At 67.9% G+C, this 23546-nt stretch carries 14 protein-coding genes; 8 read left to right on the top strand and 6 right to left on the bottom strand.

All coding sequences use genetic code 11. The features are described 5' to 3' along the window. The 6 genes from ACQ5BE_RS05970 to ACQ5BE_RS05945 all read left to right on the top strand — a co-directional run bounded on the left by ACQ5BE_RS05970 (window position 1) and on the right by ACQ5BE_RS05945 (window position 7523). A complete protein-coding gene (locus ACQ5BE_RS05970; RefSeq protein ID WP_430296050.1) occupies window positions 1-1257 on the top strand; it encodes a glycosyltransferase family 4 protein in 1257 nt (418 codons plus the stop codon). Further along, window positions 1254-2381, top strand: a complete 1128-nt coding sequence (locus ACQ5BE_RS05965) for a glycosyltransferase (RefSeq protein ID WP_430296049.1) — start codon at window positions 1254-1256, stop codon at window positions 2379-2381. Before ACQ5BE_RS05970 ends, ACQ5BE_RS05965 begins: the two co-directional genes overlap by 4 nt. Further along, window positions 2378-3661 (top strand): hypothetical protein, encoded by a 1284-nt coding sequence (locus tag ACQ5BE_RS05960; protein WP_430296047.1) that lies wholly within the window; start codon window positions 2378-2380, stop codon window positions 3659-3661. Before ACQ5BE_RS05965 ends, ACQ5BE_RS05960 begins: the two co-directional genes overlap by 4 nt. Further along, on the top strand, window positions 3661-4590 hold the full coding sequence (locus ACQ5BE_RS05955) for a glycosyltransferase (RefSeq protein WP_430296046.1): 930 nt from the start codon (window positions 3661-3663) through the stop codon (window positions 4588-4590). Before ACQ5BE_RS05960 ends, ACQ5BE_RS05955 begins: the two co-directional genes overlap by 1 nt. A gap of 16 nt (window positions 4591-4606) precedes the next feature. Continuing rightward, on the top strand, window positions 4607-5467 hold the full coding sequence (locus ACQ5BE_RS05950; protein WP_430296045.1) for a hypothetical protein: 861 nt from the start codon (window positions 4607-4609) through the stop codon (window positions 5465-5467). A gap of 82 nt (window positions 5468-5549) precedes the next feature. Then, the gene (locus tag ACQ5BE_RS05945; protein ID WP_430296044.1) at window positions 5550-7523 is read left to right on the top strand and encodes an O-antigen ligase family protein; all 1974 of its coding nucleotides are present in this window, start codon (window positions 5550-5552) and stop codon (window positions 7521-7523) included. Between the two features lie 474 nt (window positions 7524-7997). Here the strand turns inward: ACQ5BE_RS05945 and ACQ5BE_RS05940 are convergent, their stop codons facing one another. From ACQ5BE_RS05940 to nhaA, 3 genes are all read right to left on the bottom strand, one after another. Next, window positions 7998-12707 carry a DUF4082 domain-containing protein gene (locus ACQ5BE_RS05940; protein WP_430296043.1) on the bottom strand — a complete coding sequence of 1570 codons (4710 nt, stop codon included), beginning with the start codon at window positions 12705-12707 and terminating at the stop codon, window positions 7998-8000. 107 nt (window positions 12708-12814) lie between these two features. Continuing rightward, on the bottom strand, window positions 12815-15478 hold the full coding sequence (locus ACQ5BE_RS05935; protein WP_430296042.1) for a WecB/TagA/CpsF family glycosyltransferase: 2664 nt from the start codon (window positions 15476-15478) through the stop codon (window positions 12815-12817). Between the two features lie 224 nt (window positions 15479-15702). Further along, complete coding sequence (gene nhaA, locus ACQ5BE_RS05930; RefSeq protein ID WP_430296041.1) at window positions 15703-17040, bottom strand: Na+/H+ antiporter NhaA; 1338 nt, start codon at window positions 17038-17040, stop codon at window positions 15703-15705. A gap of 145 nt (window positions 17041-17185) precedes the next feature. Between nhaA and ACQ5BE_RS05925 the strand changes: the two genes are divergently transcribed. Continuing rightward, entirely contained in the window at window positions 17186-18394 is a 1209-nt protein-coding gene (locus ACQ5BE_RS05925; protein WP_430296040.1) for an acyltransferase family protein, read from the top strand. 9 nt (window positions 18395-18403) lie between these two features. On the opposite strand, the gene ACQ5BE_RS05920 is transcribed toward ACQ5BE_RS05925, so the two are convergent. The 3 genes from ACQ5BE_RS05920 to ACQ5BE_RS05910 all read right to left on the bottom strand — a co-directional run bounded on the left by ACQ5BE_RS05920 (window position 18404) and on the right by ACQ5BE_RS05910 (window position 19709). Next, window positions 18404-18625: an SCO4848 family membrane protein gene (locus ACQ5BE_RS05920; protein ID WP_208712068.1), complete on the bottom strand. Its 222-nt coding sequence runs from the start codon at window positions 18623-18625 to the stop codon at window positions 18404-18406. Beyond that, window positions 18625-19128, bottom strand: a complete 504-nt coding sequence (locus tag ACQ5BE_RS05915) for a DUF2505 domain-containing protein (RefSeq protein WP_208712069.1) — start codon at window positions 19126-19128, stop codon at window positions 18625-18627. Before ACQ5BE_RS05915 ends, ACQ5BE_RS05920 begins: the two co-directional genes overlap by 1 nt. Window positions 19129-19211: 83 nt before the next feature. After that, window positions 19212-19709: a VanZ family protein gene (locus ACQ5BE_RS05910; protein WP_430296039.1), complete on the bottom strand. Its 498-nt coding sequence runs from the start codon at window positions 19707-19709 to the stop codon at window positions 19212-19214. Between the two features lie 124 nt (window positions 19710-19833). Here ACQ5BE_RS05910 and mfd point away from each other — a divergent pair, with 124 nt between their 5' ends. Further along, window positions 19834-23502, top strand: coding sequence for a transcription-repair coupling factor (gene mfd, locus ACQ5BE_RS05905; RefSeq protein ID WP_430296038.1), 3669 nt, complete (start codon window positions 19834-19836; stop codon window positions 23500-23502). The last annotated feature ends 44 nt before the right edge of the window (window positions 23503-23546 follow it).

The following is a 23546-nucleotide window of genomic DNA, read 5'->3' as shown; positions in this document are numbered from 1 at the left end:
ATGAGAATCCTTATCTACCCACACGATTTCGGAATCGGTGGAAGCCAGCTGAACGCGGTTCAGCTCGCGGTCGCAGCCCGAGAGCATGGCTGCGAGGTGCTCGTCTACGGGCAGCCAGGCCCGCTCGTCGAGAAGGTCATCGCGAGCGGCCTCGAATTCGTAGAATCACCGCCCGTGCATACTCGGCCCACGCCCCACATCGTCGCGCACCTCGCTCGCGTTGTGGCGTCCCGTGAGGTTGACATCGTGCATGGCTACGAGTGGCCGCCCTCGGTCGAAGCATTCCTCGCTTGCGGGATCGCGCGAAGGGGACACGCCGTCTCGACCGTGCTCTCGATGTCGGTTGCGTCCTTCATTCCGCGCTACCTGCCGCTCGCAGTCGGTACTGCGCAGATCCTCGATGCTGAGCGTCAGTCGGGACGTACGGCCCTCCGCGTTCTAGAGCCGCCGGTCGACGTCGTCGAGAACGCTCCCGGAGCGGTGTCTACGGCAGCGTTCAGTCAGCAGCATGGACTACACCCCGAGGCTTTCAAGATGGCGATCGTCTCGAGGCTCTCGCGGGAAATGAAGCTTGAGGGAATCCTCGCGGCGATGGATGCCGTCGCACTTCTGTCGCTTGAGGGACCAGCGCAGCTTGTGGTGGCCGGTGATGGTCCAGCAGGGGATGAGGTTCGGGCGCACGCGAAACGAGTCAACCGGGAGGCGGGGACCCGGGTCGTGGTCTGCACAGGCGAACTGCGGGACCCCAGGCCGGCATACGCCATTGCAGACGTCGGACTCGGGATGGGGAGCTCGGCGCTCCGGTCCATGGCTTTCGCGATTCCTTTGGTGGTCCAGGGCGAGCGAGGGTACTGGCGCACCCTTTCGCCTTCGAGTCTGGGGGAATTCCTCTGGCAGGGGTGGTACGGGGCGGGCCCCGGCTCGGCCGGCTCCGCGTCTCGTCTCGCCGCTTGCCTCCGCGAACTGAGGGATGATCGAGAACTCCGGGCACGGCTTGGACGCTTCGCGCGCGAGACCGTGGTCGCGCGGTTCGCGACGGACATCGTGGTCGGCCAACTGCTCGAGTTCTACCGCGGGGCGCTGACGGGTGAAGCTCAACGCGTGCGGGTGGGAGAAACCCTCCGGTCCATGGGGCGCTTCGTCGGTTACACGGCACATCGTTTCTTTGAGGAGAAGTCCGGAGGTGCTCCCACGGACGATTTCAATAGTCGTCCTCTGGCTGCGGTCCCGGCATCAACCCACGGGATGCGCGCGTGAAAGACACGGAGAATCGGACAATCGTGATCGTTCCGGGGAACCGATGGACCGACACTTACGGCACCGACCACCGGCTGGCGGTCGCCTTGGCCGAGTTCGTCCCGGTTCTCTGGGTCGATCCGGTTGTACCGGTCCTTGGACGCCGCACTCCCGGAGGCCGAGTGCCGATTGTCCCGGGCTACGAAGTGGATGAGGTGGCTGCCAACGTCCGTCGGCTCCGGACCGCAGGGCCACCAGGTTTCACCCGCCGAGGAATGCGCCGTTGGGCAGAATCCCTCATTGCACGCGCTGTCAACGCTTTCATTGACGCCGAGCGAATCAGCGCCGCGGCTGTGATCCTCATGTCAGGACGGAGCACCTTCCCCGGCGGAGTGAAGGCGCCAGCGATACTCCACGTCACCGACGACTGGCCCGCCGGTGCTGCCCTCATGGGACTCGATCGCGTGGTTGTCGAAGACACGCTGCGCCGCAATATTGCGGCGGCTGACGTCGTCACGGCAATCACTCCGGGACTCGCGGAGTCGATCAAGGCGTTCGGCGCGGAGGCGGTGCAGGTCATACCGAACGGATGCCCCCGGCCGAGCGACGATGACGGCGGTTCGCACCGACCGGTGGCTGGACTGCTCGGGCAGCTAAACGAGCGCCTCGACGTGGAACTCCTCGACGAGCTCAGCCATTGGGTCGATCTGGAGGTGGTCGGCCCGGTCACTGCACGGGATCCGGAGACGGCAGAACGCCTCGAGCGTTTTCTCGGTTCTGATCGTGTCACCTGGTTCGGCCCGCTCTGTGCCTCGGCTGCCGCGGACCGCATGAACGGCTGGACGGTTGGTGTCACACCGTACCGGGACAATGCGTTCAACCGATCGAGTTTTCCGCTCAAGACTCTGGAGTACCTCGCTGCGGGTCTCGCCGTCATCTCGACCGACCTCCCGGCCTCCCGCTGGCTCGGGTGTGAATGGGTCCGCATAGCCGCGTCGATCGATGCTTTCGTAGATCTTGTGCGCGAGGAGATCGGGCGCCCGGTGCGCGCCGAGGACATCCGGGCGAGGAAGAGTGCAGCTATGGGGCACACCTGGCGTGCTCGGGCCCTCGACCTTCTGGCAACCGTGGAGGTGACCACATGATTAAGGCATGCAGCCGGAATCACTCGGTGAGGCCATTTGTCGGCGCGCTCCTCGCGTGGCTTGCTGTTCTGTGCAGCGGCTGCGATGGTTCGGCGGTCGGAGCGTCCCCGGCACTGGATCTTCCGCGGATCCCCTGGGAAGGTGGGTCGTCCTATTGGGCCTCGTTCGACAAGGCGAAGGCGGGTGGCTGGACTGACCCCTCATTCTTTCCGATTGTCGCTTGGTATGACGGAGTTTCGTCGACCGAGGAGGTATCGTTCGACAAGTCTCTCGGCATCAACACCTATATAGGCATGCCGAACACGCTGGATTCATCCCTCCTTGACAGCTCAGGGCAGTTTTGGATCGGAGGGAAGCTGAACGACTCCTTCAGCGCATCCACGAAGAGCTGGGTGGGCTATTTCCTTGACGACGAGGTGGATGGTCGCTTCCCGCCGGCTGAGGGGCGGGCGCACCTTGATTCATTGCGCAAGGAAATGCCAGAAGGTCTCTTCGCCTACGCGAACTTCACCTCAATGGTCCTGGAGACCGACTTGGCGGCAGGAGATTCGGAGAAGTTTGTCAACGGGTACACCGACGCTGTCTCGGTCGACAAGTATTGGTACACAATTCCGCAATGCTCCCAAATGCCCTACAGGAATCCGTTTTTGGTCCCCATTGCCCAGAAGGAACGCAGATCTGCGTCGAGTTATGGGCGGACAATCGATGCCCTGCGAAAACGCGATGATGCCGATGGAAAGCCTCAGCCCCTGTGGGCATTTATTGAGAACATGGGCGGCGTAGACAATGCCAGCGCGTTCTCTGGATATATCACGCCGGACCAGCTGAAGGGTGCCGTCATGAATTCCATCCTTCATGAGGCGCGCGGGATCCTGTACTTCAACCAGAGTTTCACGGGCCCGTGCCAGAGCAGCAACGTCTTCCGCAGTGCTCAGGTTATCCCCTCGTTCTGCGGGATTCCCCAAGTGAAGGCTGTGCAGGCGGTCGACGAGGTGATCAAGAATCTGGCCCCAGTGATAAATACCCAGTCGTATGTCTGGAATTTCGGGGAGGGCCTCGACACAATGCTCAAGGCAGACGGCGGCTACGCGTACATCTTTTCCATGCCGAGTGCGGCTTCCCGGCCGGGCGCGAGAGATTTCCAGCTTCCTGCTCAAGTCATGGGACGGAGTGTGGAAGTGCTGAACGAATCTCGCACGCTGTCTGCCGATTCCCACGGGCGGTTCACCGACTCTTTTCCCCAAGAGTGGAGCTTCCACATCTACAAGGTGAAGATCTGATGCCGGCCATCGACCACGTGCTCCTGACCCGATTCAACTTGCCGAGTGCCGGCATCGAGAGCCGCATTCGCGCACGGTCGGGATGGCTGAGGGACCGCATGGCGCTATTCGAGGCCTACTGCCTGCCTTCGGTTGCTGCCCAGCGCAACGCAAACCTGAACTGGATCATCTATCTGGACCCCGCGAGTCCATCGTGGCTGAAGGAGCGCATGGATGCGCTCGGCAGTGCTGGAGTGTGTACGCCGGTCTATCGCGAGGAGGTGCCGCGTGAGGCCCTCGTCGGAGATCTGGCCAGAGTCACAGGGTGTGGTGGCGACGTACTAGTGACAAGCAACCTGGACAACGATGACGGTCTGGCGGTGGACTTCGCCGCGAGGCTTCAGGCCGCGGTCATCGACGGTGCTCGAATCGCTCTATATTTCGCCGAGGGTCTCATTCGCCACGACGATGAGCTATTTCGGTGTCGCGACACGCACAACGCATTCTGTTCTGTGTCCGAGCCGTGGGACGAACCCCTCACGTGCTGGGCCGACTGGCACAATCGGCTCGGGGACATGATGCCTGTGCGAGTGCTCGATGGTGAGCCCGGATGGCTGCAGGTGGTCCACGGCGGGAACGTGAGCAACCGGATTCGAGGAAGTCGCGTTGGGCCGGAGCGATATGCCCGGCTCTTCACTACGGGCATTGATGGAGTCAGAGCGCCCAGAGCCCTGGAGCGTGTCGCCGATCAAATGTGGAACCTTCCGCTGCGAACCGTTCGGTCTGGGCTTCGCTCGTCGGCCAGGCGGGCTATCGTCGACCTCTTCGGCAAGGATGCCTTGGACAGGACTAAATCAGCGCTTGCCGGACAGGTCCGCATGCGCCATGACGCCACAACGGGCATTCCAGATGGCGAGGGCCACTGGCTGAATCAAAGGCAGAAGCCTTAGGACTGGGGGTCGAGGAATGCTACTGGGAGATATGCTGAGAAGCTGCCTGCGTCGGTGGTACTTCATGCTGGCCGGTCTCCTGCTGGCGGCGGTGGGCACCTACCTGACCTACACGTCTGTGCACCCGTCCTACGAATCGAGAGCCAGCATCGTTCTTATCCCCCCCAAGGTGGCCGTGACGGTGGGGGACAACCCGTACCTGTATCTGGGCGGCCTCGACCAAGCGCTCGGGGTCCTTCAGGTGAAAGTCTCGTCTCCCGAGATCTCGGGGGAGCTTGTCAAGCGCTATCACGGTGGTCTCCTCACTGTGGCCCGGGATGCCACGACGACCGGCCCGATCCTTTCGATCACCGCGACAGCCGATGATCCGGCGTCAAGTCTGAAGTTGCTGCAGGGAGCGGAGGACCTCGTGCCGTCGACCCTCGCGACCCTCCAGGCCCAACTGAAGGTGCCAGCCGACTCTGTCATCACGTCAATGCAGCTGTCCGCGGATGACAGTCCGAGCAAGGTCAGCAAGAAGCAGGTGCAGGCGACGGCGACGGTCGGAGTGGGCGGTGGCGCAGCCACGCTCGTTCTCGTGGGGCTCATCGACCGCCTGTTGGCGAGGCGCAGTGAATCAAAGCCCAGAACGAAGGAGGAACGTTCGAAGGTCAGGGAGGGTCGCGGAGGCGGCGAGCACGGCAGCAGAGTTGCTGATGCAGAATCCGGGCGCCGCGGCCAGCGGCCGGTGGACTCCCTCCGCGAGCGACCCTCGAACCGTCGCCGGGTCGGAGCCGGCGAACAAGGGCCAAGCGCCTCCCGCCAGCCGGGATCGGCCGCGCACGCTGAACAGCGTCTCGAACTCTCTCCGGCTTCGCTGGACGATGCCCGCTCGTGACCATGCTGCCCTGAGGGCGCCGGCGAACGAGGGCAGCCCTCTGGCGGCCCACCTGCCGCAGCGGGCTGTTCGTGTCGATGCCGTGTCCGTTCTCTCCGTCTACGTCTTCTTGCTCCTCGCCATTCCGTCAGACCGGGGTATCGCCGCGCTCGGCGCCGCGGGCTCTCCAGCAACCATCTATGCACTGGCGATGCTCATTTGGTGGATATGGCATCACATTCGACATCCCGTGGAACACGCTGTATACCGGCTCGGTGCTGTCCGGCTCGCCATGTTCGCATTCGTGGTCGGTGTCCTCATCTCCTACGCCGTCGGGGCGGCGTCCGCACTGCCGGCGGAGGAGGTGAAATCAACCGACATGGCGCTCCTGAGCGTCGCCTCCTACGCCGGGGTCCTGCTCGTCGCGAACGACGGCATCAGGGATCGCGAGCGCTTCCGTGTCCTCGTCCGCCGCATAGCGGTGATGGGGGGGCTCTACGCGTGCGTGGGCCTGGTCCAGTTCTTCAGCGGGGAGAACATCGTCGACTCCTTCCAGATCCCGGGCCTGACTTCCAGTGGAAGCGGCGGAATCGACGTTCGCGGCGGATTCCTCCGTCCCGAAGCGACCGCGCGACACGCACTCGAGTATGCCTCTGTGCTTTCGATGGTCCTCCCGCTCGCGGTGACGCTGACACTCGCGCGTCCGATTAGTCAAGTCTTTCGGCGCTCGTGGCCCGCGGCAGCCGTCGCTCTGGCCGCAGTTGTCTCGGTCACCCGCTCGGCGCTCCTGGGAGTCGTCGTCGGCGTCGGGATCCTCGTGCCCTCATGGGACGCCAGAATCCGGCGCGCGGCGTTGGCCGTCGGCGCCGTGGCTCTTCTTGGGATGTACTTTCTGGTGCCCGGTCTGGCGGGCACGATCCTCGGGATGTTCAGCGGGGACGATCCGAGCCTGAGGTCGCGCACCGCGAGCTACGACGTGTTCTGGAGCTATTTCTCAGTTCGCCCGGTGTTCGGCCGTGGCCTCGGATCGCTTTCTGCGTCTTACCACATCTTCGACAACCAGTTCGTGGGGCTCCTCATAGAAACCGGCGTCGTCGGGACGGCTCTGTTCTGTCTCCTCGTCATGGTGGCGGTCATCACCGCATATCGCAGCAGGTTCGTCGAGGGCATTAGCGGATTCGGACCGGCCACGGCCGGGATGGTCCTCGCAGGGACGCTCTTGTGCGCCTTCTTCGACGCCTTTCACTTCCCCCAAGCGGTCGGCATGCTGTTCCTTGGCCTCGGAATGTGCGGGGCGCTAGGTAACCTCAAGGCATTCGTCTCCCGAGCCGGTCGTTCAAGAGGCCACGCCCAGACCCAACCGGGGCAGACATTGGTGCGCATCCTGGTCCGCCGCTGGTACATCTTCGCATCAGTCGCGCTGCTCACCATTCCGGTGGCACTGTCCGCACGGGCCCCGTCAGGGGTGTACTACACGAAGGTTACGGTCGAATTCCAAGCTCCTCCGGGCGCCACCAAGGACAATCCCTTGCGCACTGAGCCCTGGTCGCTCGTGGGGTATGCCGCGATCATTCAGCGCCTCTACGGGGAGGGCAGTCTGCCTCCGGGCCTCCTGCCGAACTCGGCACCGCTCTATGGCACGGGCCTCACGGACGGGGAAGCCGTGTACCTTCGTAACAACGGCGGACAATGGCAGTCGACATTCGACGTTCCGCTCATTGATGTCGAGGTCGTCGGTCACACGGCTCTTGACGTCACCGCCCGCGCACAGACGGCGGCCGCACAGCTCGTCAGCCTCACCCCGAAACCACAGGAAGACATCGGTGTAGACAGACAGGCGCAGATCACCGCCGTCCAGCGGCCGCTCACGCCAGCTGTGATCTACGTGCCGCCGCGTCCCCGAAACGCTCTCCTTGCGTGGATTGCAGCGATTTTCGGGACCGCAGTCTGTGCGACGCTTCTCGTGGACCGGAGCCTGGATAGCCGTGCTGCGCGTCGCCTCCGCAGCGCCGCACGGGAGTTGCGGCGACACCGCGTTGGGCGTGGACGGGCCCATGCCGCACCCTCACCTGGGTGAAGACGCATGCGATCGTAGAACGCAGTCTTCGGGAGTCCCTCGAAGGACGGTGACTCTGTCTGGCGTTCTTGTTGTGGCCGGCGGTTTCAAGGCGACCGGCGTCCGCGCGAGGGCCCTCAAGTAACAGGTCGCGCCCACCCTCGAAAACACCCCGAGGATGTCGCACGGCCGCTCGCCGTGGCCTCTAAGACCTGCCGGCCAAAGAGGACCGAGGGCCCTTGGTTCTGGCCGAGCGGTGGCCGCCAGACGTTCCGACCCTGCCCGCTGCGGACCTTGGCCTGAGTACCGTGCCCGGTCGGCCTCGTCGAAAAGTGCGGCGGGTTCCGTGGCCCTGAGTGGGCGGGACCTTGGTCTGCGCCGTTCCGATCGGGATCAGCACGGTTCTCCCCAGGCGCTTTGTCGAGCACGAGCGGGCGGCCCGAACGGTCTGGGCCGCCCTCCTCAGAGGGCCGAGCATACTGCCGCGGCTGTATTTCACGGCGTCGTGAACACCAGATCCACCCAGTAATTCGTCGCGTTGAAGCTGTTGGTCGGGAAGCCCGATGTGCCGTACCGGTAAACGCCGTTGAGATGGCTTGCTGTGCTCTGCAGGCCGTGCAACGGTGGGGCATCGGTCGATGAGGTGAAGTAGCTCCCGTTGGCGGAGTAGTTGCCATTCGGCGCGTAATAGGAAACGACATAGGTCGTATTGGCTGAGATGGCCACGGGGGTTTGAAGTGGGGCTGTCTGCCAGCCGTCCGTGGTCTCGCCGCTGAAGGTCACGGTCGCGAGAAGTGTGCCGCCGGCGGTCCACAGGTGGCCGACATGTGTTCCTGTGTTCTGCGAGCCTTTGTAGAACCTGATCGCTGTGACCGAACCCCCGGTGTCGGCGGTGAACTGCATCCCAAGCTCCACCGCGTTCGCATCGTTCGCGTTGACCGTCGCTGGCACCGCAGACGAGCTGAAGAGGCTGCACGGGCAGGAGTATGCCGATGACCCGGTCGTGAAGCTCCATGTAGAGGAGGACGCCGTCGCCTGTCCGTTCGTGCTCTTTACGCCTGAGACGGTAGCCGTGTAGGTGGTGTTGCTTGCGAGCGACGCGTTCGGAGTGAAGGTATAAGAGCCGGTTGCGGACACAGCTGCAGTAGTGCCGGCCACGGATGACGGTCCGGCGAGTGTGAATGTAGCCGAGGAGGCGTCGATTGCCTGGTCGAAGGTCGCAGAGATGGCCGACGTCACTGCGACGCCGGTCGCCTTCGCGGCCGGCGACGTGCTGATGACTACCGGCGCTGCGAGCGCGCCGGCATTGAAGACCGCATCGACCCAGTAGTTGGTTGCGCTATACGTTCCCGTAGGGAAGGACGACCCGGCCCCGTAGGCATAGACACCGTTTCCACCGGTCGACCCCCCGCTGGCGAGGCCGACGATCGGCGCCGACCCCTGACCTGTTGAGAAGCCGCTGATCGTGTACGAGTAGTCGCCGTTCGGGGCGTAGTAGGAGATGACGTAGGTCGTATTGGCCGCCACCGAAACGGGCGACGCGAAGTAGGCCTGCTGCCACCCCGCCGTCGACTCATTGACGAAGGTGACGGTTGCCAGCTTCGTGCCGGTCGAGGTCCAGAGATTGCCCACATGGGTTCCCGTGTTTCCGGAGCCCTTATAGAAGCGGACGCCGGTAATCTGCCCGTCGGTCGTCGTCTGGAACTTCATGCCCAGCTCGACGCCGCTCGCGTCGGTTCCATTGACTGTTGCGGGCGTCGCGTTTGACGGGAACACACTGCACGGACATGAGTACGAGGCGGCAGTCGTGAAACTCCAGCTGTACGGGGACATCGTCTGCCCGGTTGAATTGGTTGCCCCACTCACCGTGGCTGTGTACTGCATGTTGTTTGCGAGTGAGACCGAGGGCGTAAAGGTCGCTGTCGTCGTCGCAGCAGAGTAAGACACGGTCCCGGAGATGGGGGTGCCGGTGGCGTCCTTGAGTGTGAAGGTCACTGAGGAGGCGGTGACGGCCTGGTTGAAGGTCGCGGTGGGCGCGGTGGAGACGGCGACGCCGGTGGCGTTGGAGGTCGGGGTCGTGGAGCTGACGGCCGGGGCTGGCGGTGCGGCGACGGTGGTGAAGGACCACGAGTAGGGGCTGGCCATGGTCTGGCCGGTGGAGTTGGTGGCGCCGCTGACGGTTGCTGTGTAGGTGGTGTTGTAGGCGAGGGCGGAGGAGGGGGTGAAGGTCGTTACGGTGTTCGCCGCAGCGTAGGTCACGGTCCCGGAGACGGTGGTGCCGGTGGCGTCCTTGAGTGTGAAGGTCACTGAGGAGGCGGTGACGGCCTGGTTGAAGGTCGCGGTGGGCGCGGTGGAGACGGCGACGCCGGTGGCGTTGGAGGTCGGGGTCGTGGAGCTGACGGCCGGGGCTGGCGGTGCGGCGACGGTGGTGAAGGACCACGAGTAGGGGCTGGCCATGGTCTGGCCGGTGGAGTTGGTGGCGCCGCTGACGGTTGCTGTGTAGGTGGTGTTGTAGGCGAGGGCGGCGGAGGGGGTGAAGGTCGCTGTCGTCGTCGCAGCAGAGTAGGACACGGTCCCGGAGATGGGGGTGCCGGTGGCGTCCTTGAGTGTGAAGGTCACTGAGGAGGCCGTGACGGCCTGGTTGAAGGTCGCGGTGGGCGCGGTGGAGACGGCGATTCCGGTGGCCCCACTGGCCGGCGTCGTGGACGTGATCGCCGGCGCCGGGTTAGCGCTTGGCGAGAACACTGGGTCCACCCAGTAATTCTCGGAGTTGTAGATCTGGTTGGGGAACGTCGAGGCCGAGGCGTAGGCGTAGAAACCGTTCGGTGTTGCGGGAAGGCTCCGAGTGAAGTGGAGCGGCGGGGAGTCGACTGAGCCAGCACCGGCTGGCGGCGGCGACGGGTTGTTGAAGAAGTAACCAGTGTCCTCGGAGTAGTGTCCTTTGGGTGCAAAGTAGGACACGATGTAGTTCGTCCCAGCCGTTATTGAGACCGGCTTGGAGAAGGTGACGGTTTGCCATCCCGACGAGGATTCGCCCGTGAATGTGGCGCTCGCGAGATTTGTTCCCGACGCCGTCCAGAGATTGCCGATGTGAGTTCCGCCGTTTCCGGTGGCTTTGTAGAACCGTACTCCCGTGACGGTTCCGTTGACATCGGACTTGAACTGGCTTCCGAGCTCGACGCTGTTGGGATCACCCGAATCGGGGTTCGCCGGAGCCGCCCCGGTGCCCAGAATGGAGCACGGGCAGGGAATGCTGAGGGTTATGCCCCCGCTTGGCGATTCGATGTTGCCGCTGTCGTCCACGGCGCGGCTCTTGATTGTGGCCGATGGGTTTCCGTGGGCAACCCAGGTGTAGGTCCATGCCGTCGTTCCGGTCGCCGGGCGCCAGCTGGTGCCGCCGTCGGTGGAGACCTCGACGGCGGCTACTGTCCCTCCGCCGTTGTCTGACGCTGAGCCCTTCACGGTGATGGCGGTGCCGTCGGGTGTCGTGGTTCCGGTCGTCGGCGATGTCACTGTGGATGTCGGCGCGGCGGTGTCCGTTGATGCAGTTGCAGCGACGAGGCCGCTGAGCACCGTCACGGGTTGCACCCCCATGTCCGCGAAGAGGTTGACGGTGGCCTGCTGCATGTTCACGTCAGTGCTCTTGCCGGTTGTGAAGTTGTCGAGACCCCAGGACCACTGAACTGTCCCGGCGCCGAACACGAGGGCGCCGCTCGGCGCACGGTATTCGGTGAGATGGTGGGTGGCGGTCTTGCCGCTCGCGGTAGTGCTCCCGTAGTCCGTGAATACTTCGGCATTGGCATAGGTCGTCGAAGAGAGATCGAAGAGACCGGCCGGTCGGAAGCCGTCATTCGCGTCGATATCCCACTCGTAGCCCAACGTGCCGAGGCCGGAGCCGAGAGTGAGGGATTGGGTTCCGGTCAGCTTCGCGGCGGCAGTGTTGCGCCAGAGGCGCAGGGCGGCGTACTGAGCTGGAACCTTGATGTCTGTTGTCCCCGAATTGACGTTGAAGAGCTGCCCGGTTAACGCGTTCTGTGGATTGCCCCCGCCGTTCGCCGTGCCGAAGCGAGGGTCCGCGTAGGTCCCCGTCCATGTCACCGGATCGGTGGGCTCGTTGAAGTGGGTGTCCTTATAGCAGGTGAGGGTGCGTCCCGATGTCGTCGGGCCCGCCGCACTTGATTCCCACCGAGTGCGCCAGAATACTTCGTTTCCCGTGAACATTGCGAGGTGCACGCCCTTGTCCCGGGCGGCTTCGACGTTGGCACGTTGATCATAGGACCAGTACTCGTCGTGGCCGGCCGTGACGTAGACCTTGTGGTTGGTCAGAAGCGGTCCCCGCGTGGCTGCATCGATGCCGGCCATGTAGCTCATGTCGTAGCCATTGGCTTCCATGAAGCGGATCATCGGCAGCTCGGTGACCGTGAGGTAGTTTGTCCCGTCGCTAAGGAATGGGCGGTTGTATGAGACCTTGAAGGCGCCTTTGTAGGCCTGTGGGCTGCCCGGCGGGCAGGCGACGTTGCACTGGTAGAGGCTATTGCCTCCATACGTGTTGTACGCTTCCCAGGTTTCGTCGGCCGTCTGAAATACCATTGCCGTCGTCGCGGCGTCGTTTCTCACGACGAAGGGAATCCAGCTCGCGCCACCTGTGTCGTTCCTCACCAGAAGGGCGATGTAGATGCCGGAGACCACGTTCGTGGGCACTGCCCACGACGCCGAGAGTGCCCAGTTGCCGCAGTCGACGAGGCCTGTCGCCGAGAAGGTCTGGCACGCCGGCTGATTCTGTGGCAAAGCGGCGCTCGGGAGGATATTGCCCGCGATTTTCCTCGCGCCGTTCCCTTGGTAGTAACCCAGGCGATAAATGTCGATATGATAGGACTTCGCGTTGGTGCTGACCTTGAATTGGACTGTGTCGCCGAGGTTGACGCTCATCTGCGTCGAGAAGCCTTGGATAGTGGAGTCGCCGGAGCCGGAAACGTACCAGTCGGAGGCGGGGTTCCCCGGGAGCGAGTTCTCACAGGCGACCGCGCTGACGACTGGTGAGCAGGGGTTTGCGGCAGCCTGCGCCGTCCCAGCGGTCTGGAGACCGACGAGCGCTGAGGCAATGAGCAATGCGACCATCCAAGCCGACGCCATGCGATGCATGCCGTCTTTCAGAGGGCTTCGCAGGACATGACGCACCGATCGATCTGCTGCTGGCTTGCCCACGGTGACTCCTTGCTAGGGACGGAGCGGAGCTCTCTGACACGTCAGCTCTGCTTCTGGCGAGCTGACCTGGTAATCGGGTCCCAGCACCCGTGATGCAGTCCGCCGCCTCATCGCCGGCTGCTCTCGTCCCGCTCCCAGCGGGACACGCCGCGAGCGGATGCAGACTGCCGCCGGCCCATCAGTGCGAAGGACGCGTAGACGGCCGCGTCGACCAGCGAGAGCGGTCCCCGCACCGAGGCGACGAGGCCGCGCAGGGTGCGTGCCGGCGTCGCCCGCTGGCCCGTTTCGGCCGGTGCGCGGTACACCCGGTGGAGGGTGGAGAGGAGCGAGCCCGCCGTCCTGGGGGGACGTACGACGACGGGCTCGCAGTCGAGGAGGACCTTCTGCTCGGCACTGAACAGGGTGTCCACGTAGAAGTCGTCGGGTGCGCCGGCGGGGAAGGCTCCGAGGAGTTCGTGCCCGGCTTCGGTCATGGCGTAGCAGCCGGCTCCCCACAGGGCCTCGTGGGTCGCGGGGACCCGCACCCGCGCCCGGTAGTAGGCGCCGACGAGCGGCCCGCAGCCGGAGGTGTCGTACCGGAAGTCTGGCCGGCCGGCCAGGTACCGCCCACGGCCCAGCTCGGTGAGCACGCTCCTTAGGGCCGCGGGCGGGATCTCGATGTCGGCGTCCAGGTACACCCGCGGCCAGCGCGTGGCCACGGCGTCAGCCGCGTTGAGGGCATTGGTCTTGCCGGGCACGGGCAGGTCGAGGACGCGCACACCCGGAACGTCGGCTGCGATGGCGGCGGTGCGGTCGGTGCACGCATTGCATGCGACGATCACCTCCACCGTGCCGCTCTCCAGCGCGGGCCGCAGCCCCTCGAGCGTCCGCCCGATGACGGCTTCCTCGTTGTGGGCCGGGATGATCACGCTGCCCTCGGGATGCTCGGCGCCGTCGTCGGTCGCGCCCTCCGCCGTCCGCACGGCATGCGGCAGCGTCCCCCAGGTCCAGGGCGCCAGGAGGGTCGCGAGCGTCTGGCGGTGGCCGGCGTCGCCCGCCCTCAGCACCTCGCGCACGACGACGCCCCCGGCCCCGAGCGCGGCCCGCGCCGGAGTCGCGTGCTTGCGCAGGTACCGGACCTTGTTGACCGCCATGAGGGCCGCGAGCTCCCCGGAGGATCCGGACCCGGCGCCGGCGTGCCGCACGCGCGCGGCAGGTTCGAACCAGACTTCGTACCCCAGCTGTCGCAGCCCCCGGCAGTAGTCCGTCTCCTCGGAGTACATGAAGTACCGCTCGTCCCAGGGCCCGGCCGCGGCTGCGGCGTCGGCGGAGACCATGATCGCCGCGCCGGTGGCCCAGTCGACGGTGTGCGCGTGGGCGTAGCTCTCGTCGTGGAAGTCGGTCTCCGCGCACCACTGCGGTCGTCCAGGGAAGCGGGCGCCGAAGAGCGCGTCGCCCCACGCCCGTGCGGCCGTGGGTTCGCGGCGCAGCGAGGGGTACCGCTCGCCGTCGTCCGTCAGCATGAGGGGCACGACGGCGCCCGCCCCCGCCCGCAGTCGCGCGAGCATCGCGTCGACGGCGCCGGGCAGCACCGTGGTGTCCGGGTTGAGCACGAGGTATCCCTCGGCCTGACCCGCGGCGGCCATCGCCGCGTTGATCCCTCCCGCGTACCCGAGGTTGCCGCCCGTTCCGAACGCGAGGACGTCCGGATGCGCGTCGAGGGCCTCGAGCGTCGAAGGATCCGGCGAGTTGTCCGCGACGACGACCCGAAGGCGAACGCTCCGCGCGGCCCCGCGCAGGGAGTCGATGAGGGGGCCGAGGGCGTCGGCGCTGTTGTAGGCGACGATCAGCGCCGCGACGTCGGCCGGCTCCTCCACCGGAATGAAGCCGCCGTCGGGACGGGGGCGGGGGCTCCCGGGCTCCAGCCCCCGCCCCGCGGGGTGGGCCGCCCGCGACGCATCGCGGGCGGCCGCCGCTCGGGCCGCCGCCGTCAGCGCGACCGTGCCCGGGGCGCTGTTCCGCCGCAGGCGCAGGTAGGCCTCAGGCCCCTGCACCAGGTACCGCTCGGAGAGCCGCGCCGGCTCGAGGGCGAGCCTCCACGCCCACTCGAGTCCGTGGTCTGAGACCCACACGGGGGCCCTCCGCATGCGTTCGGCGAGGAAGTCGACGACGGCTCCGAACGCGAGCAGGACACGCGCGCCCGTCTCGGCGCCGTGTTCCGCGATCCAGAGCTCCTGGCGCGGCTTGCCGAGCCCGACGACGAGGAGGTCCGCGCCGCCGTCCGCGATCCGGCTCGCGACAGCCCGGGACATCCGGGGATCCTCGAGCTCGCCGCGGCTGGGGCCCCAGAACCCGGCGATGCGCAGCGCCGGCCGCTGCTCGGCGAGGCGGCCGCGCAGGAGCTGGTGCGCCTCCGGGAAGCCTCCGAGGAAGCCGACCCTCAGCCCGTCCGCCTCGGCCCGGTCGAGGAGCGGACCGATGAGGTCGCTTCCCGCGAGCCGGGGCCACTGCTGGCCCGTGATGCGCTCGGCCGCGGACGCGAGGGGAGCGCCGTCGAGCAGGGTGAGCCACTCGAGGCCCTCGACCGCATCGAGCGTGCGCTCCCAGCGCCCGCCGGAACCGAAGTGGTAGACGTGGTCGAGGTTCGCCGACACGACGCCGAGCGGCACCTCGCGCTCGAGGCACCCGCCGAGGATGGCCTCGACGGCCTCGCTGCTGTCCAGCAGCGTGACCTTGGTGCCTCCGAGCGTGACGTCGAGGCTCCTCGCGCCTGTCGGGTGGATCCGGGCCATTCGTCCTCCCATGCCGGGTACCACTGCAGGGGTCTGCGCCCCTGGTTCACGGTCGCCGTGGGGGAGGATGCGGGACAAGGACGATGGGCCGAAACGCGTCCTGACAGGCGTGGAAACGAGTGGTCAGGCAGGGGCTCTGCGTGGTGGCCGAGTACGTGCCGCGGAGTCGGCCAAGTAGTGCGGAGGCATAGGCGGGCGGGGAGTGAGTACCCGGGAGGCCCCGGCTACTGCGGGTCCCGCTGGAACACGTCCGGGATGCCGTCGCGGTCCGCGTCGACGAGCTCCGCCTGCTCGACCCGGCGGTAGTGGCGGTTCCGGATGCGGAGCACGACGGCGGCTAGCAGCGCGGCGGTGAGGGAACCGGCGAGGATCGCCGTCTTGGCATGCTCGCCGTGGGGGCTCGACCCGAAGCTGAGCTCTGCGATGAGCAGCGAGACGGTGAAGCCGACACCGGCCAGCAGCGCGATGCCGAACACGTCGACCCACTTCAGGTCCGGGTCCAGGCTCGCATGGCGGGTCTTGGTCACCAGCCAGGTCGACCCGAAGACGCCCACCGACTTGCCGACGACGAGCGCGACGGCGATGCCCACCGCGATCGGGTCCGTCGCAGCTGCAGCCATCCCCTCCCAGCCGCCGAGGGCGACGCCCGCGGAGAAGAAGGCGAACACCGGAACGGCGATCCCCGCGGAGAGCGGGCGGACCCTGTGTTCGAGGATCTCGGCGAGGCCGGGGCCTGCCTCCGGTCCGCCGTTCTTGGCGCTGCGCAGGACGGGGACAGTGAAGCCGAGAAGGACTCCGGCCACCGTCGCGTGGATGCCCGAAGCGTGCACGAGCGCCCATGTGGCGACGGCCAGGGGCAGGAGCAGGTACCACGCGTGGATGCGCTTCTGGACGAGGAACGCGAAGAGCCCGAGCGGGATGAGGGCGAGGCCGAGCAGTCCGGGCTGCACGCCCGTGCCGTAGAAGAAGGCGATGATGGCGATCGCGATGAGGTCGTCCACCACCGCGAGCGTCAGGAGGAAGGTGCGCAGGGCCGCGGGCAGGTGCGTGCTGATCACGGCGAGGACAGCGAGTGCGAAGGCGATGTCGGTCGCGGTGGGGATGGCCCATCCCTTCAGCCCGTCCGAGCCGGTCCCGAGGATGATGCCTGCGTAGATGAGCGCAGGGACCAGCACCCCGCCGCAGGCGGCGACGATCGGGACGGCCGCGGTCGAGGGCCGGCGCAGGTCCCCGGCCACGAACTCGCGCTTGAGCTCGAGCCCCGCGACGAAGAAGAAGATCGCCAGCAGGCCGTCCGAGGCCCAGTGGCCGACGCTGAGCTCCAGGTGCCACGGCTCGTAGCCCACGCGGAAGTCGCGCAGGGCGAAGTAGGCGTCGCCGGCCGGGGAGTTGGCCCAGACGAGGGCAGCCACCGTGGCGAGGAGCAGGAGCGCCCCGCCGACCGTCTCCTTCCTCAGGATCCCGGCGATGCGCTGGTACTCGAGGTAGCTGCCGCGGGCGAGGGTCCAGTGGTGGGCGCCCGGGCCGGGCGGGCCCGCGGGTGTTTGGCTGCGGCGGTCCATGGGAATCCTTAACGTCGAAGAAGAGGTCCTGAAGGGTCCTCGAGGACAACGCCGACCAGACTTCCCGGCACACCGGAAGCCAGTCTACAGGCGGTTCTCAGGGCCTTCGAAGATTACGAAATGGTAAAGTTGACAGCCTATGCAGATGGTGACGACGACCTCACGGGGCCCACGGGAACGCGAGCAGAGCCTGCGGGCGCGGGAAGGAACTCGGGGCGCTCCGCCCTCGTCACGGCTCGCTTCGCTTGACGGGCTGCGCGGCGTCGCCTCTCTCGTCGTCCTGGTCTGCCACACGCTGCTGACCGTCCCGCGGCTGGCCGAGACCGGCTTCCAGTCCGGCAGCGCCGCGCCGGGGTCATGGGAGTGGTGGCTCGTCGCGACGCCCCTGCACGTGCTGTGGGAGGGTACCGGCGCGGTCTACCTCTTCTTCGTGCTCTCCGGCTTCGTTCTCACGCTGCCGTTCACGAGGCCTGCGGACCGGCTGCCGTCCTGGCGCTCGTACTACCCCAAGCGACTCGCCCGCCTCTACCTGCCCGTCTGGGCGGCCGTGGCGTTCGCCGCGGCGGTTTGGGCCGTCGTCCCGCGCCCCAAGACCGGAAGCGGCTGGATCGACGCGATGGGGGCCGGGGTCACGCCCGAGCGGATCCTCGGCGATGCGACGCTCCTGTTCACGGACGGCCTCGTGGTCCCGCCCCTGTGGTCGCTGCGCTGGGAGATGTGGTTCTCGCTGCTGCTGCCTGCCTACGTGCTAGTCGCCGTCGCCCTGCACCGCGCCGCCCGCGCCCCCTGGATGCGCTGGGCCCAGTGGGCTGCCGCCGCTGCGCTGATCGGCGTCGGCACCACCACGGTCAACGGGTTCGTCCGCGATCTGCCCCTGTTCCTCCTCGGCGCGCTGCTGGCCGCGCACCGCGAGGAGCTCGCGGCCACGGTGACACGCCTTCCCCGGTGGATGATGCCCGCCCTCGCCGCCCTCGGCGTCGCTGCCCTGTGGCTGCCCTGGGTCGTGGGATCCGGCTCGCCCGCCGCCCACATCTCGCTGTCGGCCGCCGCGGTGGCGCTCGTCGTCGTCGCCCTCCACTGGCGCCCGGCGGTGCGGGCGCTTTCCGGCCGCGCTGCGGCCTGGCTCGGCACGGTCTCCTTCAGCCTCTACCTCACGCACGAGCCGATCGTGGTGGCCGCGTACCACCTCATCGGTCCGCTCCTGCCCGCGCAGACGCCCATCGGCCCGGCGGCGCTGTGGGTCTCCATGCCGGTCGGCCTCGCCGTATCCCTGGCGGTCGCTGCCGCGTTCCACTGGATGGTCGAACGCCCCAGCCACCGCGTCGCGCAGTGGCTGGGGCGCCGGTTCGCCTGATGGCCGCTCCTAGGAGACGAGCGCCCTGACGCCCACGATCGCGACCGCGACCCCGAGGGTCACCGAGATCGCGACGAGGAACAGGTGGACGGTCAGGAACCGCGTCGGGCGGCCCTGCTCGTCACGTGCCCGCGGATCCTTCATGACCCGGCGGAGGAACTGCGGCCACACCACGAGGTTCCACACGCCGGCCACGATGAGCAGCCAGGACAGGGCGACGGGGAGCTGCATCAGACGGTCTCCCCGGCCAGCCACGCCTCGGCCTGGGTCGCCTGGATGTTGAGGGCCTTGCCGACCATGGGCTCGGCGGCCGAGGCGATCTTGCCACCAAGGAGCGGGACGGAAGAGCTCACGGTGCCGTTGAGCTCGACGCGGGTTGCCCCGCCCTCGGCGGCGAGGCGCTGGACGGCGGCGACGTCCACCGGGGCGCCGGCGACCTTGACGGTGATGTCCGCCTGGCGCGAGCCGTCGGCCTCGGGCGCCGCCCAGGTCTCGGTCTGCGTGACGTTGACGAACTCGCCGACGACCTTGCGGGCGATCTCAGGCAGGCGCTGGGTCGGGAGCTGGCGGACCACGGTGGCGGTGAAGGCGCCGGCCACGTCGCCGTCGAGCGTGAAGGACTCGAGGCGGCCGCCCACGAGCTCGCTCACGTGGCGCTGGAATGCCTCGTCCGCGAACACGGCGGCGACGCGGTCGACGGGGTAGTTCAGGGTGGTGCTGGCTGAGAGTGCCAAGGTGGTCCTTCCTAGAGACTGGGGGCCGACCGGGCGCTCGCGGCGCACCGGTCGCAGGGGCGCGAGGAGCGCCGAAGACCATCCTAGGGCCGTGCGGGAGTGCTGTCGGACCGCCCAGCGGGCCTCGGCGCCGTCGGCCTGCGGCGCACGACGGCGACCGTCGCCACCGTGCCGAGGAGCGCCCCGATCGTGTTCGCGGCGATGTCCGCGACGGACGCGGTCCGCTCGGCCAGGAACAGGAACTGCGCCGCTTCCGCCGCGCAGGACGCCGCGAAGCCGCCCAGGACCGCGATCCACGCCCGGAACCCCAGCAGGACCGCGAACACGCCGAACGGGACGAAGAAGGCCACGTTCGCCAGCCACTCGAACTGCCCGTACCCGAACCAGCCGGGAACGCCGTGGCGGTGGAGCCAGCTGAACATCCGGGCGAGGCTGCCCGCCGCCGGACGGTCCACGGGGGCGGGCCAGAGCACGACGGCGGCGACCCCGGCCAGGTACGCGAGGGCGCCGGCCCAGAGGACGGCCCGACGGCGCGCGGCCCGGGCGCCGGGCTGGACGGGACGGGAAGGAGGCGTCTCCACGCGTCCCATGCTAGGCCGCCGGCCCTGCCATCGCCTGTGGAGTTGGCTAAGCTGGGAACACCCCCGGCCTCAGCGAGTGCCGGGGTTGTTGTGCTGTCCTGCTGTCTTCCGTGAGGAGCCCACCGTGACCGTCGACGTCCTGCGTCCATCAGGCCTCGAGGGCCTGCCCGCCCTCGACGGGCTCCGCCGCGCCGTGGGCGAGGACGCAAGCCTCGCGCGGCTGCGGGAGTACGCCTCCAAGCCCGCCGCGCGGCGCAGCCAGGACCTCCAGGTGGCCGCACCGGCCGGCCTGCGTCCGGTGATCGTCGCGGAGGTGCTGGAGAGCCTTCCGGAGGCGGGCGGCGTCGTGCTTGCCGTGACCGCCACCGAGCGGGAGGCGGAGGACCTCGTCGCGGCGCTCGGCGCGTACCTGCCAGCGGGCTCGGTCGCGCTGTTCCCGAGCTGGGAGACGCTTCCGCACGAGCGGCTCTCGCCGCGTTCGGACACCGTGGGCCGCCGCCTCGCCGTCCTGCGAGCGCTCTCACACCCCGAGACGCGTGCTGGGGAGCCCCTGCGGGTCGTCGTCGCCCCCGTGCGCGCCGTCCTGCAGCCGCTCGTCGGAGGCCTGGGGGACCTCGCGCCCGTCTCCCTCGCGATAGGGCAGGACGCGCCGTTCGACGACGTCGTGCATGCGCTGGCGGACGCGGCCTATGCGCGGGTGGACATGGTCACCCGCCGCGGCGAGTTCGCCGTGCGCGGGGGCATCATCGACGTCTTCCCGCCCACCGAGGACCACCCGGTGCGGATCGAGTTCTTCGGCGACGAGGTCGAGCAGATGCGCTGGTTCGCCGTCGCCGACCAGCGCTCGCTCACCGGGCCTGGCATCCACCACCCCACGTCCCTCTACGCCCCGCCGTGCCGCGAGCTGCTCATCAGCCCAGCCGTCATGAGCCGCGCGGCCAGGCTCAAGGACCGCCTGCCCGCCGCCGCCGAGATGCTCGAGAAGATCGCCGGCGGCATCGCGGTGGAGGGCATGGAGTCCCTCGCTCCGCTGCTCGTGGACCGCATGGTGCCGTTCATGGACGAGCTGCCCGAGGGCTCGCTCGCGCTCGTCATGGAACCGGAGAGGGTCCGCGCCCGCGCGCACGACCTCGCCGCGACCAACGAGGAGTTCCTCGCCGCGGCGTGGGCCACCGCGTCCGACGGCGGCGCCGCGCCCCTCGATGTCAGCCTCGCCGGCGGCGCGGGGTCGGGGGAGGACGCGGAGCACGCCGGGCGGCTCGAGGACGCCTCGTTCCGCACGCTCGCCCAGACCCGCGCCGACGCGCAGGGTCACGGGGTCTCATGGTGGTCGATCACCTCGCTGGGGGTCGACGAGGAGACGGTGCTCGACGTCGACGTCGTCACGATCGCCGCGCGGGAGCCCCGCGGCTACCAGGGGGACGTGGCCGAGATGATGGAGTTCATCGGCTCCCGGGTGCGCGACGAGTGGCGGATCGTCGTCGCGACCGACGGCCCGGGCCCCGCTCAGCGCCTCGCCGAGCTGTTCCACGACGCTGGCATCCCGTGCAGCCGAGTGGAGGGCCTCGACCGCGGGCCCGAGCCGGGAATCATCGAGATCACCAAGGCCCCCACGGGCAAGGGATTCGTCCTCGACGGGCTCAAGCTGGGGCTCCTCACCGAGGCGGACCTCCTCGGCCGGGCGAGCGCCGCCGGTACCCGCGACATGCGGAAGATGCCCTCGCGGCGGCGCAACGCCGTCGACCCCCTCTCGCTCCACGCCGGGGACTTCGTGGTGCACGAGCAGCACGGGATCGGGAAGTTCGTGGAGCTCGTGCAGCGCAAGGTGTCCGGCGGCGCGCCCGGCGCGGCTCCGACGCGCGAGTACATGGTCCTCGAGTATGCGCCGGCCAAGCGCGGCGCCCCGGGGGACCGGCTCTTCGTCCCGACGGACCAGCTCGACCAGGTGACGCGCTACGTGGGCGGGGACGCGCCGTCGCTCTCCAAGATGGGCGGGGCGGACTGGGCTGCCACCAAATCCAAGGCCAAGAAGGCGGTCAAGGAGATCGCGGGGGAGCTCATCCGCCTGTACTCCGCCCGGATGGCCTCGCGGGGCCACGCGTTCGGGCCGGACACGCCGTGGCAGCGCGAGCTCGAGGAGGCCTTCCCGTACATCGAGACGCCGGACCAGCTCACCACCATCAACGAGGTCAAGGCGGACATGGAGCGCGAGGTGCCCATGGACCGCCTCGTCTCGGGCGACGTGGGCTACGGCAAGACCGAGATCGCCGTCCGCGCCGCCTTCAAGGCGGTCCAGGACGGCAAGCAGGTGGGCGTGCTCGTGCCGACCACGCTGCTCGCCCAGCAGCACTTCGAGACGTTCTCGGAGCGGTTCTCCGGCTTCCCGGTTCGGGTGCGGGCGCTGTCCCGGTTCCAGACGGCCGCCGAGGCGAAGGAGACGCTGGAGGGGATCAAGAACGGATCGGTCGATGTCGTGATCGGCACGCACCGGCTCCTGTCGAAGGAGGTCGGGTTCAAGGACCTCGGACTCGTCATCATCGACGAGGAGCAGCGCTTCGGCGTGGAGCACAAGGAGGCGCTCAAGAAGATGCGCACCAACGTCGACGTCCTGGCGATGTCCGCCACGCCGATCCCGCGCACGCTCGAGATGTCGCTCACGGGCATCCGCGAGACGTCCACGCTCGCGACCCCGCCCGAGGAACGGCACCCCGTGCTCACCTACGTGGGCCCGTACACGGACAAGCAGGTCTCCGCCGCGATCCGGCGCGAGCTCATGCGCGAAGGGCAGGTCTTCTTCGTGCACAACCGCGTGTCCTCGATCGAGAAGCAGGCCGCGGCGATCCGGGAGCTCGTCCCCGAGGCCCGGGTCGAGGTGGCGCACGGGCAGATGTCCGAGTCCCGGCTCGAGAAGATCATCGTCGACTTCTGGGAGAAGCGCTTCGACGTGCTCGTGTGCACCACGATCATCGAGACCGGCCTGGACATCTCCAACGCCAACACGCTCATCATCGACCGGGCCGACTCCTACGGACTCTCGCAGCTGCACCAGCTGCGCGGGCGGGTGGGCCGCGGGCGCGAGCGGGCCTACGCCTACTTCCTGTACCCGTCCGAGAAGCCCCTCGGCGAGGTCGCGCTCGAGCGGCTCAAGGCCGTCGCGGCGCACAACGAGCTCGGCGCCGGCATGCAGCTGGCCATGAAGGACCTCGAGATCCGCGGCGCCGGCAACCTCCTCGGCGGCGAGCAGTCGGGCCACATCCAGGGCGTCGGATTCGACCTCTACATCCGCCTCGTGGGGGAGGCCGTGGCCGACTACCGCGGCGAGGGGGAGGAGAAGGTCGCCGAGATGAAGATCGAGCTGCCCGTCAACGCCCACCTCCCGCACGACTACGTGCCGGGAGAGCGGCTGCGGCTCGAGGCGTACCGCAAGCTCGCCGCCGCCAACGACGACGCCGCGATCGCCGAGGTCATGGAGGAGCTCACCGACCGCTACGGCGAACCGCCCGCGCCCGTGGCCAACCTGGCAGCGGTTGCGCGCTTCCGGGTGCGTGCCCGCGCGGCCGGGCTCACCGACGTCGCCCTCCAGGGGAGCATGGTGCGGTTCGCGCCCGCGGACCTGCCCGAGTCCAAGCAGATGCGGCTCACGCGCATGTACAAGGGGGCCCAGTACAAGCCGGCGCTCAACGCGGTGCTCATCCCGAAGCCCAAGACCGCCCCCATCGGCGGGCACGACCTCGCCGACGGCGAGATCCTCGACTGGGCCGATCAGGTGGTGCAGGCCATCTTCACCCCCTGACCGTCTCGGGTACGCCAAACCCGCCCTCACACCGTCTCGGGTAC

It is taken from the genome of Sinomonas sp. B1-1 (assembly GCF_050474465.1).
In the GTDB taxonomy this organism is placed as follows: Bacteria; Actinomycetota; Actinomycetes; order Actinomycetales; family Micrococcaceae; genus Sinomonas; species Sinomonas flava.
The sequence above is the reverse complement of the archived record's forward strand: the minus strand, read 5'-3'. Positions and strand labels throughout refer to the sequence as shown.